Source organism: Streptomyces sp. NPDC014623 (assembly GCF_043088245.1).
Taxonomy (GTDB): domain Bacteria; phylum Actinomycetota; class Actinomycetes; order Streptomycetales; family Streptomycetaceae; genus Streptomyces.
The window spans coordinates 21,034-33,699 of the sequence record NZ_JBIBZU010000031.1 but is presented as its reverse complement, the minus strand read 5'-3'; the positions used below and the strand labels follow the sequence as shown (position 1 = coordinate 33,699).

Sequence of the window (12,666 nt, the reverse complement as noted above, 5' to 3'; positions counted from 1 at the left end):
GTCCGGCCTGGCCCCTCCCGGCCGATCAAGCTGAACGACTGCCCCTCGTGCCAGCGTCTCCAGGTCTCGTTCTGCTGAGCTGGAGAAAACCCGTAATCACGCACCTGCGCCTCCACGATCATATGACGGTGTCCCCTCCAGCTCTGGAGGGGACACCGTCATACAGATCACATATAGCCGAAGAACCGCGTCCACCAAGTGGGCCGCGCTTCGAAGTGCTCCAGGGCGGTGGGGCCCTCATAGTCGCTTTCCAGCAGCCCCTCGGGGACGCTCACGTAGCCAAGTTCGGCTAGCGCCCGCTCCACGATGGCGAGGTCGGCCAGGTCCAGCGCACCTTCCTCTCGGGCGTCATCCGTGCCGAAGTAGGCCCCCGGGTTGTCGGCACAGACCTCGGCGAGGGAACCGAACTTGCTCACGCAGACCACGATCCGCGTCCCGCAGATTGTCGCCTTCGCCGGCACGCGAACACGCCCGTACTCGCTGGAGCCCTGCGTGTCCTGCTCGAACTCGCACTGGACCCCGAAGTCCGTCTCGAGCCGGCGCACCAACCCGCCGAACGCGAGGCTGGCCGCGGCGCGGTCGTAGTTCAGCGGCCACTCCAGCCGCCCGGGGTCATCGAGTTCACGCAGAAGGGCCAGCAGTTCCGTCTCGCTCATCGCCATTCACCCATCCTGCCGCTCGGCGGGTGTGTCGTTCTATGAGCCGGGTTGCGCGATATTCCAAGCAGGACTCTTCTACTGTCCCTATCGTCATCCGGCATGGGAAAAGATGCCTGGGGTGAACTAGCCCGCTCGTTGAACGGGCTGCGCGCTGCGTTCAACGAAAGTTATGAAGCAAGTCATCTTAGATTCAACCGGTCAAGGCAACACTCTCGGCTGGCGTGCGGAACCCCAGGCACTTGCGCGGGCGGTTGTTGAGCTTCGTCACGATGGCATCGAGATCGTCCTGGCTGAACGTCGACAGGTTCGTTCCCTTCGGCAGGTACTGCCGGAGGAGTTTGTTCGTGTTCTCGTTGGTGCCGCGCTGCCAGGGGCTCCGCGGAGCCGCGAAAAACACGTCAACACCCGTAGCGGCGGTCAAGCCCTTGTGACCTGCCAACTCCATGCCCCGGTCCCAGGTCAGCGTGGCGCGTAGACGGGAGTCCATGCGTTCATAGGTGTCCGCCAGGGCGGGAATGACCACAGCAGTATGACGGCTGGCGAGCTTCACCACAGTGAGGAAGCGCGTTTGCCTGTCGACCAACGTGGCGACCTGGCTGTTGTTCGAGCCGATGACCAGATCGCCTCCCAGGTGTCCTGGCTCGCTGCGGTCCTCCGCCGCCTGGGGCCGCTCGTCGATCGGGCGGGCGTCGATGATCTGCGAACGCCACTGACCTTTCACCGTGTGGCGCTTGTTCTTCCGGATCGGGCGGCCTGTACGAAGCCGCTTGCACAGCTCTCGCGGAACCACCTTCCAGCGGGTGGTGTAGATCGACCGGTAGATCGTCTCGTGAGTGATCTGCATGTTCGGATCGTCCCCGTGGTGCAGCCGAAGGTGTCCGACGATCTGCTCGGGCGACCACTCCTCCTTGAGAAGGGTCAGCACCGTCTGCCGCAGTACGGGCTCGCGGGCGAGGAGGCACTGTTTCGGTCGACGGGCACGGTCAAGTGCCTTTTCCTGAGCGGCAATTGCCCGGTAGGCGTCACGTCCGCCGTTGTTGCCGACCTCGCGACTGATCGTCGACACCGCACGTCCCAGGAGGGCGGCCAGAGATCGGTAGGACTGGCCGGCGCACAGCCCGCGTGAGATTTCCTCGCGCTCGCCCAAGGTCAAGCTTCCCGCGCGGGCCTTGCGCGAGCCGGGAGCGATCCCCCCGTGGTGCTTGAGGACCGTGAACACCGAGCCAGGCGGCTTGCCGAGCTGCCGAGAGATGACACTGATCGACTCCCCAGCCCTCCACCGCCGCCACAAGTCGGCCTTCATCTCGTCCGACATCCCCGGCCGACCCATTTTCGCCATGCATACCGTCCTCAACCAGCACTGTTGCTCTGACCGGTTGAATCTAAGATGGCTTTCTTTCGGGATCGCCGGCGAGTGCGGAGTGCCAACGGGACTCCCTCGGCGGGGCATGGGGCGACATGCCTGCCCGAGATGCCAACATCACGCCCCTGACGTCCGTGTTCGTACTTCTCGACCACATGGAGAGTGAGCTTGTTCCGCTTTGACGGACACCATTGGTGTGGTGATCAGGCTGCGAGTGCGGTCTCGTACTCGGCGGGGCTGAGGTAGCCGAGGCTGCTGTGCAGTCGGTGCAAGTTGTACCAGCCTTCGATGAAATCGAAGATCGCGGTGCGGGCGGCGGCCCGGCTGGGCCAGGCGGAGGTGCCGAGCAGTTCGCGTTTGATGGTTGAGAAGAACGACTCTGCGAGCGCGTTGTCCCAGCACTGGCCGGTGCGGCCGACCGATAGCCGGACCCCGAACCGGGCTGCCAGGGCGGCGAATTGCTGGCTGGTGTACTGACAGCCGCGGTCCGAATGGAAGATCACGGGTTGGGTGGGGCGACGCTGCCGGCAGGCGGCTGTCAGCGCCTCGGCAACCAGCTCGGTCCGCAGGTGATCGGCGGTTGCCCAGCCGACCACGCGCCGGGAGGCGATGTCGATGACCGTGGCCAGATAGAGCCAGCCCTCCTCCGTCGGGACATACGTGATGTCGCCGCACCAGCGGGCATCGAGCCCGGTGCGGTCGGGCCGGAAGTCCCGGACGATGAGGTCAGGACGGAAGGCAGCCCCGGGATCGGTAATCGTGGTCACGTGCCGTCGTCTGCGGTGCCGGCCCCGCAGCCCGGCGGCCCGCATCAGTCGTGCGACACGACGACGGCCGCACCCGGCACCCTCACGCTTGAGCACGGCATGCACGCCCGGGGCGCCGTAGGTCCCGCGTGATCTTGCATGGACCTCGGTGATCCGTTCGGTCAGCTCGGCATCCCGCACCGCACGGGGGCCGGGCATTCCGGAGCGGCGGGCATAGAAGGCGGTCCGGGAGACCTTCATCAGCTCACACGCCCGTTTGACGCTGTGACCTGCCTGCTTCTCCGCCTCGATGAACGGGTGCACCGTCACCGGGTCTCCTTCGCGAAGAAAGCTGTGGCCCGCTTGAGGACGTCGACATCCTCACGCAGCCGGCGGTTCTCCCGCCGCAACGCGGCCAGTTCCTCGCGCTCACTGCTGGTCAGCCCGTTGCGCTCGCCCGCGTCGACCTCGGCCTGCTTCACCCAGTCCCGCACCGCGGTCTCGGTCAGTTCGAAGTCTCTGGAGACCTGGCCGACCGAGCGGTCACCCCGCTGGCACAGCCCGACGATCTCGGCCTTGAACTCCGGCGTGAACGATCGACGAGGGCGCCGAGGCTTCTTCTTCCCCATGCTCTCCATGATGGACATCCTCCCGGGGACGAACCCCTGATCTCGAATGTCCGTCAAAGCGGATCAAGCCCAGCCGCGTCGTCGCCCGCGACAGCGGTCACGGTGGCGGGCAGCTGGTAGAGCGCGCTGGTGGATGTGCGACCCAGGCGTAATCCGTGTTGCGCCAGTCGTCCACGAGGTCCCGGCCGAGGATGACGGGGCGGTGGCCGGCCAGGTCCACACCGGTCTCTTCGCGAAGCTCACGCACCAGGGCGGCCGGGGCGGTCTCGCCCGGATCGACCATCCCGCCGGGGATGGCTTCCACCAGGATGTCGTCGCGGGTGATCAGGAGGACCTGGCGGTGCCGGCCGGTGCCCGCGACGACGATCGGGTCGGCGGCGGCGTTCTCGCCCCACCGGCCCAGGTTCCGGCCGGTGCGGCCGGTGCGTCCGTGCGGGTTCAGCGGCCGTCCCTGCCCGTCGAGCCGGTAGGGGACAAGCGCGTCGGCCTGGCGCCGGTCCCAGTCCGGGACGTCGGCCGGGGTGGGAGCGGCCTCGGCCCAGTCGGGCACCTGGTGGGCCAGGGCCGTGGGGAGCAGTTCGGGAGGCGTGACATCGGTCGGCACGTACTGCGGCCAGCTCACCGACCAGCCGCGCAGGGCGGCGGGGACGGCCCTGATGGTCTCGGTGGTCTCGCTCATGTGGGTTTCTCCGTCAGTCGTTGGCAGTGTCCTGGGCGGTAGGCCGGTAGCGCTTGGTCTGCCGCAGGATCTGGTTGCGCTTGATACCGAGCTCGTCGGCGATGTCCTGCTGGGCACCGTGGTACCGGGCCTGCAGGCGGTCGATCTCCTGCCAGAACTCGGTCTCGATCCGCTCGCGTTCGGTGTCGCGATGCTGGGCTGCTTGGGCGACCAGGTCGCGCAGTTCGGTGCGGGCCTGCTCATCGGGTCGGGGGGGCATGGCTTGCTCCAAGTGGGATACGAGGGACGATGTCTGTGCCCCCCGCTCCGTTTGGAGTGGGATGGGAGGCCCGGGGCGGCCGGTGAGTTTGGCGACCTGGCGGCCGCCCCGGGGCGGAGTCACCGGCGGCGGTGCTTGCCGGAGACGGTGCCCACGCGCTCGCGCAGGTGGCCCGTGCCGCGCGTGGTGACGTTGCCGGAGACCGTGTTGGCGTCGATCGAGCCGGTGGCGGCCGGGGTCGCGCTGACGTGGACGTGGCCGGAGACGGTGTTGGCGCGGAACTCGGTGCCGCTGTAGGCGCCGATCTCGATGTCGCCGGAGACGGAGTTGACGTCGACGCGGGCGTCGACCCGGTCCACCTCGAAGTCGCCGCTAGTGGTGTTGCCGCGCAGGGTGTGCACGCCGCGCGCTTCGATGCCGCCGGAGACGGAGTGGACGTCCAGGACCTGGAGGTCGCCGTGGACGGTGATGTCGGCGCTGGTGGTCTCCAGCCGGACCGAGGACTGGTCGCTGGGCAGTTTCACGTCGACGGTGATGGTGCCCATCCCGCCGCCGGAGACGACGGTGCCCGCTTCGGCGACGACCATCCCGTCCGAAACGACCTTGTGGCCGCCGATGGTGATGTCGCCGTCTGCGATGGCCATGCCGGTCACGGAGCCGCGGATGACGCCGAAGTTCTGACGAACCACCATGTTGCCGCCGCTGAAGCGGTAGGTGGAGTTGCCCATCGTCATCGTGTTTCCCTCGGCCTCCGGCACGCGGACGGTGACGCAGTCGAGGTTCTGGTAGCGGCTCTCGCTTTTGGTCGCGCCTCGGACCGCGTCGGCGAGCGGGCCGTCGTCGTCGTCCGTGCTCACCGTGATGACGGCGTGCTTGAGGGTCGGGTCGACGCTGACGTTGACGGTGCCGACGTGGCTGATGATGTCGGTCCACACGGCGCCGGCGGCGGTGGCGGTGAAGGTCTGGGAGGTGGTCAAGGCAGGCTCCTTGGTCGGAGAGTGCGGGGGCCGGGCGGCCCCCGCACATCCATAATGCATCCTCAAAGGATGCATTTCTAGGGCTTGGCATCTTTTGAGGATGCCTTTTTCTGTTCGTGCAGGTCAGGCGGCCATGGCCGGGGCGGGGGAGTCGAGGCCCACGCCGCGCAGCGCGTCCAGGACGTACGGCTCGAAGCGGGCCTGGTACTGGGCGGCGACCGCACAGCCGGTGGCGCGGCTGTAGGCGTAGCAGCGGGCCATCATGCTGGCGTCGGTGCCGGCGAGGGCCTGGTCGACGGTGTTCTGCGCAAGGTTTTCGATCCAGGTCTGGGCGGCCGACTCGCGGTGGTTGCGCGAGACAGCCAGGGCGAGAGATTCCGCCCACCGGCCGCTGCCGCGGGTGCGGCCGCCGCACTGCTCCCAGTCCCACTTCCGCTCACGCATGCCCTCGGGGTCGGCGTCCCAGTCGGCGGCCCAGCGTGCGGCCCGCTCGGGGATCTCCTGCTGGATGACGTTCAGGACGTCGCGGCCGGCGGGGCCGAGCGCGATGTGGGCGTCGGTCTCCTCCAGCACGCGGATCTGGTGGGAGAGCAGCCGGTAGGGGTAGTAGCGCTGGCTCCAGTTGCCGGTCTCTCCGAGCGGCTGGACGATCCACAGCCGCACGGGCCAGGTGACGGGCCAGATACCGGTGTCTTCCAGTGCCTCGCCGACGCGCTTGACCATGCGGAAGTACGAGAAGGGGCTCTCGTCGAACCACAGGTTGATGCAGGGCTGGGGGTGGTCGATGACCTCGCCGACGGACGCGGCGAGGTTCACCAGGGTTCCCGCGGCGCGGGACCTCTCGATGATGCCGTCGGCGGGGGTGGCGATGTACCAGGTGACGGGCTTGGGCTTGCGTGCCATGCGGTCCTCCAGGGAGAGGTGTCGGTTGCTGTGGGGAGGGTGTGCGGTGCGGATCACTGGCTGTCCGCCTGCTGCCGGTCGGCGAGGGCCAGGAGCTGTGCGGCGAGTTCGGGTGCGGCCAGGATCGTGCGCAGGGTCGAGGCGAGGCCGTCGCGCTCGGTGGGGTTGAGCCGGCCCCACACGGCGTGGGCGCCGACGGCCTTGAGGTAGTCGGCCTCGGTGGTGGCGGTGTGCTCCGCCCCGCACCGGCCGCACCGGAAGACGGCCCGGTCCCAGCCGCACGCCGGGGTCGGGGCCGTCATTCGCGGATCGCTTCCATGGCCTACTCTTCGAGGTCGGCGCGGCCCTCGGGGTCGTCGTCCTGGTCGTCGTCGCCGTGGTGACCGTGGATGGTGCAGCGCACGTCAGGGTCGTTCATCAGCTCGCCGGTCAGGGCACGCAGGAGGTCGGTGACGTTGTAGGCCGGGGCCCACGCCTGGCCCTCGCATTCGTCATCGAAGGCGCAGCCCACCAGGACCTCGAAGCCCACGTCACCCGTCCCGTCGACGTCGGTCCGCAGGGCAAGAACGATGCGGTCGGCTCCGAGCCGGATCTTCGCGACGCGGTCACCACCGGCAAGCGGTGAGTTGTCGCGCCAGCGCCACATCCGCAGGATCTCGGGGCCGAAGATACGGCGGACCAGGAGCAGGTCGCCCAGGCCCGCGCCGTCGTCCCAGCCGAGCTCCGCGCGCCGGGCGTCGCTGAGCGGTTGGAGCAGCGCTTGGAGGCGGTAGAGGTTCTCCGCGACGACGACGTGGTCGAACCCTTCGGCGGGCAGGCCGGGGAACGCGTCGACCATCGCGGTGTGTTGCGCGCGGACGACCGGCTCGGGCACGCGCCGGTTCGCGGGCCGGCCTTCCTGGCGTGCGACGCACACGGAGAGCGGAGTCGGGACGACCAGGGCGACCGTGGGAACGCCGTGGCGGCGGACGGTCGCGATCAGGCCGGCCCGCACGGATTTCTCGCTGTTCGTCGCGTCTACGACCGTCATCCTGCGGCGGGCGAGTCGGGCCTCCAGGACGGCCTGGAGCGCGAACACCGCGTCCTCGGTCGACTCCTGGCATCCCGCGTCGTCACTGACCAGGGCCCTGAACCTGTCGAGCTCCAGGACCTGCGTGTGGGGCCAGGTGGCGGCCCACGTCGACTTGCCCGAACCGGCCGCGCCGATCAGGCAGACCAGCGAGGGCTCCGGGATCGTCGTGTCGACGGGCAGTGCGTTGTCCAGGCGGAAGGTCTTCATGCGGATTCTCCCTGCGGGTCAAGGGCACGGGTGGCGTAGTAGGTCTGGAGGCTGGCGTTCTCGGTGATGAGGGCTGCGGCCTCGTGCAGCGGGCACGACATCTCACCGTCGCCGTCCGGCTCGATCCGTCCGGCGGCCTGCGCCGCGACGGTGAGCAGCTGCGCGAGGGAGCCGAAGACGCCGTCCTGGCGGTGGCCCTCGTGGTGAAGCTCGCGCAGGACCTGCGCGAGCTCCTGGGCTCCGATCTCACCGGTGAGGTCGTCCTCGATCTGCTGGAGGGCGAGCTTGGCGATGCCGGCGGCAGCGCGCACTCGGTCCAGGCGGGTGCGGGTCACCGGCGGGCACCGGGGCGGGTGGTCAGCCAGACAGTGACGGCGGCGGCGCCAACACCGATCGCGCGGTGCAGTGCGGCGTCCAGCTCCATCCACGCGCTGCCGGGCCCGGTGACCTCCTTGGTGGCCGTGCCTTCGTCGTCGAGGCGGACCGCCTGGCAGTGGTCGATGTACCCGGTCTTCCGGGTCTTCTTCGCCAGTATCGGCAGGTTCGGATATTCGACTGTGCGGAATAGCGTCTGTGAGCCCACCGCGGGGCAGTCGAACGACGCGGGGGCGGTTCCTGGTTCTGGCATCAATACACTGCTCTCATCAGCACTTACGTTCGGGTGCTGCATTTGAAAGCAGGGGGGATGTGATGTCGACGGTCGACGTGCAGAGGGTCTGGAAGCCGTCCGTAACGGACCTTTGGGCGGGACGACGCCCTCTGTGGTGGACCGTTGGCCCGGCGGGGGAGCTGGCTGTTCTGCTCGTCCATCGGCAGTGCCTACGCCGAAGCCGCTACGTGAAGGGTTGGGTGGGATGGGGCCCGCAGGTCCCCTTCGATGCGGTGCTCGTGATTCGCCAGGCTGACGGGTCGCTTCAACGTCGACTGATCAAGGACGTCCCGGTCAGGCCGAGCCACATCGCTCTTCTCCCGGAGGCCCGGCTTCTCATCGCAAGCGGTCGAGCGGGCAAGGAGGAGTCGGGAGCATGGAGCCCGAACGCCGTGGTGTTCTCTCTGGAAAGTGGTGACCAAGAAGCCACCTTCTGCATCGGCGACGACATCCCTGCTCTGGTGACCGATCGCGAGGGATCGATCTGGACGGCTTACGGAGACGAAGGCATCTATGGAGGGCATCCGGAGTCTGCAGCCGGTCTTGCCGGCTGGAGTGCCGATGGTCGGGCAACCTGGGCTCCGGGAGGTCGCCTTCCTGACGTGCCTTTGGAGGGATGCACCGCTGCCACCGAGGGGGACCAGGTCTGGCTGATCTGGTATTCCGGCAGTCGGCGGGGAGGCACGTTCTTGACGCGGATCACCCCGTCGACCGGTGAGGTGACCAGTTGGCCCAGCCCCGTACGTGACCCGGACGGTTTCGCCGTGCGCGACCATCGAGCGGTCCTGACCAAGCGCGTTCACAACCAGAGGTCAACCGAAGTGGTGCGAGCCGAGTTGGACGGTGATACCTGGAGTGTGACCGAGCGGCGCAAGATTCGAGTGCCCGGACGGGTAGTCATGCGCTGCGGTCAGGGTCGCGACGGTCTTCTATGGCTTCGCGCTGGCGACACGTGGCTTCGCATCGAAGCCTGATAGCGGCCGAGACGTGCAGCTCACGACCGACGGGCCACCTCGGCTGCGTAGGCCATTCTGACCGCGCCGGCAGACCATCGTTCGGCCGCCATAGGGCTGATACCGAGCAGCCGTTGCAGCACAGCTGGCGGCATCTGTGTGCAAAGGTCGAGCAGGGCGGCGCATCGTCCGGCTTCGGACGGGAGGCCGATGTTCCGCAGACGGCTCGCGAGCCGGGTGCGGGTCAGTTCGACGGCCTCGGGGTCCTCGGGCCGGGCGGGAACACCGCGCGGCATCGCCCGGTAGACCGAGGCGTGCGCGTTGGCGGCCTTGGCAGCTTCCGCCTCTGACATCAGGTTGTGGGCGGCGGTCACGTCCGCGCGGTAGGTGCAGCCCAGGCACGCGGCGGCGTAGTGCGCGGTGCCCCGGTCGGCGTCGGCGGTGTAGACGAGCACGATCGCGCCCTCCAGCGCCCGGTAGCGCTGGGGGACGAGCGTTCCCTCCGGCGTCCAGGTCTCGGGGGCAGGGAGGGGAGCAGGGGCGGGGGTGGGGGCGGTGCGGGTGAACAGAGCCACGGTGACTCTCCTTCGAGGGGGTCGTTGATCAGGCGGCCAGCCGGTGGATGACCGGGGCCGTGGAGACGAAGTAGGTGTCGGGGCTGGGCTCGTAGCCCCTGGCACAGGGGTCGCAGCAGCCCACGGTGCGCAGCGGTACTGGCGCAGAGCATTTGTTCTTCAGCTGCTGTATTCCTTGGTGAGAAGGCACGTTGGCCCCTTCTACGTAGCTCTGAGCTGTGGCAATTCGCTGGTCGAAACCGGGTCGGTACGGGATGCTGCACGCGTGATCGAGCGAGAAGCCGCCGTTCGGGCAGTCGAGGACCAGCTGGAGCGCGACTATCAGCAGTGGCGGGCTGTGAGCGCGGACTCGGTGAAGATGGTTGTGGTCCGTGTCGAGGAGCACGAGCTGGTGTGGATCGTCTCCTGGCAGTCCGAGGACTTCGTACGCGCCCGGAACTCGAAGTACGCGCTGGTTGGCAATGGGCCGTATCTGGTCGACCGCGTCGACGGGGGGCTGCACCAGATCGGTGTCGTCTCCGCGGTGACCGGGGAGTGGGAGACCGACTACCGGGCTCGGATACGCGGCCTGACGGTGCGCACTGCAGTGGACGATCTACACAATGCGCTCCGGGGAGTCGCCGCTACGGGCGGACGGATACGTGCTGTGCGGACATTGCGCCAGAGGCTGCCTGTGTTCTCGCCCGCGAAGGCCCTTGAGTACGTGAGCGCGCTGCTGGAGGGTGATGCACCCGCCCGCCTCGTGGCCGTCGCCACCAGGGAACTCGTGGAGCCTCTCAACCCGGTACTTGCGGTGAAGACAGTTCTGAGCGGGGTGGCGATCCGATCCGGTCAGAGGCCCGAGGGATGACTGGAAAGCCAGTCGGCGTGCCGATTGCGTATCCGGTCCCGTTCTTCGGGTGTGGTGAGGAAGACATCGGCGCCACCGTCGTAGGGGTGGTGGATGCGCTGCACGCGGGTGTCGGTGATGAGAATTCCCGCCACCCTGTCGTCGGCGGTATCTCGGAGCAAGTCGTCGATGCAGCCGCGCTGCCAGGGCCGGCGGGTGGCGAAGAGGTGGCAGTACGTGCGGAACTCAGGGTCGGGATCGTCCTCCACCAGCAGGCTCTGCCAATACCCCGTCCAGGGTTTCACCGCCGGAGCCTCGGCTTCGGTCGTCCAGAGCGGAGTGATGACGTACACGTCCGCACCAGCGAACAACTCGTCGAGGACGGTGTTGTAACGCTCCAGGACGACGGCATACTCGCTCTCGTCCTCCGGGTACCGCTTCGACTCCGGCAGGCTGTGAAAACGTACCCAGACATCCCGATACGGGTCGCGGAGCTTGTACCCGACCGGAGAGCAATGGGGCCAACGCTGCTGCCACAACTCCGTCAGATCTGTCTGCCAGTCTCCAGGCACCCGCTGCACTCGTCCTCTCGCATGAACCTACCGAAGACCATGATGTCGGGGCTCACCCACGAGAGAAACCGAGTTCTTGGCCGCCGATTCGCCGGCTGCTGATGTAGCCGGTCCAGTCGCGCTTGGCCAGGGTCGTCCACCGGGTCGCATTGTTCACGCTGGTGCCTGTGACTTCAGCGAGGATTGACGCAGGAACGTTGGCGGCCAAGGCGAGGCGGGCGGTGTTGCGACCGGCGAGTCCTTTGAGGTCGTGCTTGCGGAGTTGAAGCTGGATCGACTGCAGGCACAGCGGACGAGCCGGGTTGTGGCCCGGGAAGAGCCACGGGGTGGTGCTGGCGGAGCGGTTGTTCTCCCAAGCGGCTTCGGCCTTCTCCAGGCGCTGCCGGACGAGAGTTGAGATACGGGGCGGCAACTCCACGTAGTGGCCGTTCAGATGCAGGCGCATGGTGCTTCCGTCCACCGAGACATCCTCGGTGGTGAGCCGGAGGATCTTGCTGATCTGCAGGCCGAGGAGGAGGACGAGGCTGCCGACCACTCGCGCCGGAAGCGGGATGGTCTCGTCGTGCACGCAGCGTCGGAGCTGCTGCAGGCGCTCATTGTCCTCGATGAAGACGCTGGGCTGCTCTACCCGGCGCTTGGGAACGTTCAGGTCGCGGGTCATTTTATGGCGGTGTGTCCACTGCAGGAACTGGCGGATGTCCCCGCGGTGGCGCTTGCCCTGGGACAGCCAGCGGTCGAGGGCCGGCTGGTTGAGGTCGGCCAGGGCGATGCCTTGGTCGTCCAGCCAGGCCAGCAGTTCCAGCGGACGCTGGATGAGGGAGCGGGTCCGGGCCAGGGACGAAGCGCCCAGCCCTTGGCCGCGGCGGCTTCGGTCGCGGTGGCGGCGGATGACATACCAGTGCGCGAAAGGGCTGACGATCTGCCGGTGCCCTGCTGGGGCCTGCGCGAGGGCCTGGTCGGCCCAGCGAGGCAGACGTTCCACCTCTTCATGGCGGATCGGCAGAAGACCGGCGGTCGACAGGAGATCGCGGGCGTATGCGGTGATCAGCTTGTCGGGCAGGGCATCCAGGTCCCGGTGTGTGATCGTTGTCCGTCCTGTTGCCAGGGCGGCGAAGAGGTCGGCGACGCCGTCGAGGTCGAGCCAGTGGTGCACGGTCACGGGTCGGCCTGCGGCCAGAAGCGCCGCTCGCACAGGGGCAAGCTGCTCCGGGACGCAGGGTGCGTCGGAGGCCAGCAGGCTGATTAAGCGCTGGTCGAGGGCGCAGCGGGCGCAAAATCCGCGGCGGTAGAGCAGTCCGCTGTTGCCGCAACCTTGGCATTCGTAGGCCGGGCCGTCCCCGGAGCACGGACCGCAGCAGGCAGTTCCGTCCAGGCGGCGGCCGATCAGTGGGCGCTTTTGGCTGCATTCGCTGCACGTGGCCGGTGCGCGGCGGACCCGGGTGTAGCAGGTGTTGCAGACCGGGCCGAGGGGCCATTCAGCCTGCACCTTGCGGGACAGGTGGCAGATCGCGCACGACCGTGGTCGGCTTTCGTGGCAGCCCGGGCACAGCGGCTTGCCGCGGACGATCGCCGCCACGCAGCGAGTACGGCCGCA

At 68.0% G+C, this 12,666-nt stretch carries 18 protein-coding genes; 2 read left to right on the top strand and 16 right to left on the bottom strand.

The features are described 5' to 3' along the window. Window positions 1-167: 167 nt before the first annotated feature. The 12 genes from ACF1FZ_RS32620 to ACF1FZ_RS32565 all read right to left on the bottom strand — a co-directional run bounded on the left by ACF1FZ_RS32620 (window position 168) and on the right by ACF1FZ_RS32565 (window position 8,122). Window positions 168-662: a hypothetical protein gene (locus tag ACF1FZ_RS32620; protein ID WP_391777000.1), complete on the bottom strand. Its 495-nt coding sequence runs from the start codon at window positions 660-662 to the stop codon at window positions 168-170. A gap of 187 nt (window positions 663-849) precedes the next feature. Continuing rightward, the gene (locus ACF1FZ_RS32615; RefSeq protein ID WP_391776999.1) at window positions 850-1,998 is read right to left on the bottom strand and encodes an IS30 family transposase; all 1,149 of its coding nucleotides are present in this window, start codon (window positions 1,996-1,998) and stop codon (window positions 850-852) included. Between the two features lie 227 nt (window positions 1,999-2,225). Beyond that, on the bottom strand, window positions 2,226-3,098 hold the full coding sequence (locus ACF1FZ_RS32610) for an IS3 family transposase (protein WP_391776998.1): 873 nt from the start codon (window positions 3,096-3,098) through the stop codon (window positions 2,226-2,228). Then, a complete protein-coding gene (locus ACF1FZ_RS32605; protein ID WP_391776997.1) occupies window positions 3,095-3,406 on the bottom strand; it encodes a transposase in 312 nt (103 codons plus the stop codon). The genes ACF1FZ_RS32610 and ACF1FZ_RS32605 overlap by 4 nt, the downstream gene beginning before the upstream one ends. An 88-nt stretch (window positions 3,407-3,494) precedes the next feature. Then, window positions 3,495-4,076 (bottom strand): NUDIX domain-containing protein, encoded by a 582-nt coding sequence (locus ACF1FZ_RS32600; RefSeq protein ID WP_391776996.1) that lies wholly within the window; start codon window positions 4,074-4,076, stop codon window positions 3,495-3,497. A gap of 13 nt (window positions 4,077-4,089) precedes the next feature. After that, a complete protein-coding gene (locus tag ACF1FZ_RS32595; protein ID WP_391776995.1) occupies window positions 4,090-4,335 on the bottom strand; it encodes a hypothetical protein in 246 nt (81 codons plus the stop codon). Between the two features lie 119 nt (window positions 4,336-4,454). Further along, window positions 4,455-5,312 carry a DUF4097 family beta strand repeat-containing protein gene (locus tag ACF1FZ_RS32590; protein ID WP_391776994.1) on the bottom strand — a complete coding sequence of 286 codons (858 nt, stop codon included), beginning with the start codon at window positions 5,310-5,312 and terminating at the stop codon, window positions 4,455-4,457. 123 nt (window positions 5,313-5,435) lie between these two features. After that, window positions 5,436-6,215, bottom strand: a complete 780-nt coding sequence (locus ACF1FZ_RS32585; RefSeq protein ID WP_391776993.1) for a hypothetical protein — start codon at window positions 6,213-6,215, stop codon at window positions 5,436-5,438. Between the two features lie 53 nt (window positions 6,216-6,268). Continuing rightward, entirely contained in the window at window positions 6,269-6,517 is a 249-nt protein-coding gene (locus ACF1FZ_RS32580) for a hypothetical protein (RefSeq protein WP_391776992.1), read from the bottom strand. A 20-nt stretch (window positions 6,518-6,537) separates the two neighbouring features. After that, window positions 6,538-7,494, bottom strand: a complete 957-nt coding sequence (locus ACF1FZ_RS32575; RefSeq protein ID WP_391776991.1) for an AAA family ATPase — start codon at window positions 7,492-7,494, stop codon at window positions 6,538-6,540. Next, the gene (locus tag ACF1FZ_RS32570) at window positions 7,491-7,829 is read right to left on the bottom strand and encodes a hypothetical protein (protein ID WP_391776990.1); all 339 of its coding nucleotides are present in this window, start codon (window positions 7,827-7,829) and stop codon (window positions 7,491-7,493) included. The genes ACF1FZ_RS32575 and ACF1FZ_RS32570 overlap by 4 nt, the downstream gene beginning before the upstream one ends. Then, complete coding sequence (locus tag ACF1FZ_RS32565; RefSeq protein ID WP_391776989.1) at window positions 7,826-8,122, bottom strand: hypothetical protein; 297 nt, start codon at window positions 8,120-8,122, stop codon at window positions 7,826-7,828. The genes ACF1FZ_RS32570 and ACF1FZ_RS32565 overlap by 4 nt, the downstream gene beginning before the upstream one ends. 413 nt (window positions 8,123-8,535) lie before the next feature. Between ACF1FZ_RS32565 and ACF1FZ_RS32560 the strand changes: the two genes are divergently transcribed. After that, window positions 8,536-9,117: a hypothetical protein gene (locus tag ACF1FZ_RS32560; protein ID WP_391776988.1), complete on the top strand. Its 582-nt coding sequence runs from the start codon at window positions 8,536-8,538 to the stop codon at window positions 9,115-9,117. 20 nt (window positions 9,118-9,137) lie between these two features. Here ACF1FZ_RS32560 and ACF1FZ_RS32555 read toward each other — a convergent pair whose 3' ends face one another. Both ACF1FZ_RS32555 and ACF1FZ_RS32550 read right to left on the bottom strand, forming a co-directional pair. Beyond that, the gene (locus ACF1FZ_RS32555) at window positions 9,138-9,671 is read right to left on the bottom strand and encodes a hypothetical protein (protein ID WP_391776987.1); all 534 of its coding nucleotides are present in this window, start codon (window positions 9,669-9,671) and stop codon (window positions 9,138-9,140) included. A gap of 28 nt (window positions 9,672-9,699) precedes the next feature. Beyond that, window positions 9,700-9,861, bottom strand: coding sequence for a hypothetical protein (locus ACF1FZ_RS32550; RefSeq protein WP_391776986.1), 162 nt, complete (start codon window positions 9,859-9,861; stop codon window positions 9,700-9,702). 75 nt (window positions 9,862-9,936) lie between these two features. Here ACF1FZ_RS32550 and ACF1FZ_RS32545 point away from each other — a divergent pair, with 75 nt between their 5' ends. Then, window positions 9,937-10,521 carry a YrhB domain-containing protein gene (locus tag ACF1FZ_RS32545; RefSeq protein WP_391776985.1) on the top strand — a complete coding sequence of 195 codons (585 nt, stop codon included), beginning with the start codon at window positions 9,937-9,939 and terminating at the stop codon, window positions 10,519-10,521. Here ACF1FZ_RS32545 and ACF1FZ_RS32540 read toward each other — a convergent pair. Both ACF1FZ_RS32540 and ACF1FZ_RS32535 read right to left on the bottom strand, forming a co-directional pair. Continuing rightward, window positions 10,503-11,072 (bottom strand): hypothetical protein, encoded by a 570-nt coding sequence (locus ACF1FZ_RS32540; protein WP_391776984.1) that lies wholly within the window; start codon window positions 11,070-11,072, stop codon window positions 10,503-10,505. The genes ACF1FZ_RS32545 and ACF1FZ_RS32540 overlap by 19 nt on opposite strands. Window positions 11,073-11,124: 52 nt before the next feature. After that, window positions 11,125-12,648, bottom strand: a complete 1,524-nt coding sequence (locus tag ACF1FZ_RS32535; protein ID WP_391776983.1) for a hypothetical protein — start codon at window positions 12,646-12,648, stop codon at window positions 11,125-11,127. Window positions 12,649-12,666: the final 18 nt, after the last annotated feature.

Excerpts from the sequence above, each read along its gene's own strand:
- ACF1FZ_RS32620 (WP_391777000.1), bottom strand. The coding sequence starts at position 662 with ATGGCGATGAGCGAGACGGAACTGCTGGCCCTTCTGCGTGAACTCGAT.
- ACF1FZ_RS32615 (WP_391776999.1), bottom strand. The coding sequence starts at position 1,998 with ATGGCGAAAATGGGTCGGCCGGGGATGTCGGACGAGATGAAGGCCGAC.
- ACF1FZ_RS32605 (WP_391776997.1), bottom strand. The coding sequence starts at position 3,406 with ATGGAGAGCATGGGGAAGAAGAAGCCTCGGCGCCCTCGTCGATCGTTC.
- ACF1FZ_RS32600 (WP_391776996.1), bottom strand. The coding sequence starts at position 4,076 with ATGAGCGAGACCACCGAGACCATCAGGGCCGTCCCCGCCGCCCTGCGC.
- ACF1FZ_RS32595 (WP_391776995.1), bottom strand. The coding sequence starts at position 4,335 with ATGCCCCCCCGACCCGATGAGCAGGCCCGCACCGAACTGCGCGACCTG.
- ACF1FZ_RS32585 (WP_391776993.1), bottom strand. The coding sequence starts at position 6,215 with ATGGCACGCAAGCCCAAGCCCGTCACCTGGTACATCGCCACCCCCGCC.
- ACF1FZ_RS32580 (WP_391776992.1), bottom strand. The coding sequence starts at position 6,517 with ATGACGGCCCCGACCCCGGCGTGCGGCTGGGACCGGGCCGTCTTCCGG.
- ACF1FZ_RS32575 (WP_391776991.1), bottom strand. The coding sequence starts at position 7,494 with ATGAAGACCTTCCGCCTGGACAACGCACTGCCCGTCGACACGACGATC.
- ACF1FZ_RS32565 (WP_391776989.1), bottom strand. The coding sequence starts at position 8,122 with ATGCCAGAACCAGGAACCGCCCCCGCGTCGTTCGACTGCCCCGCGGTG.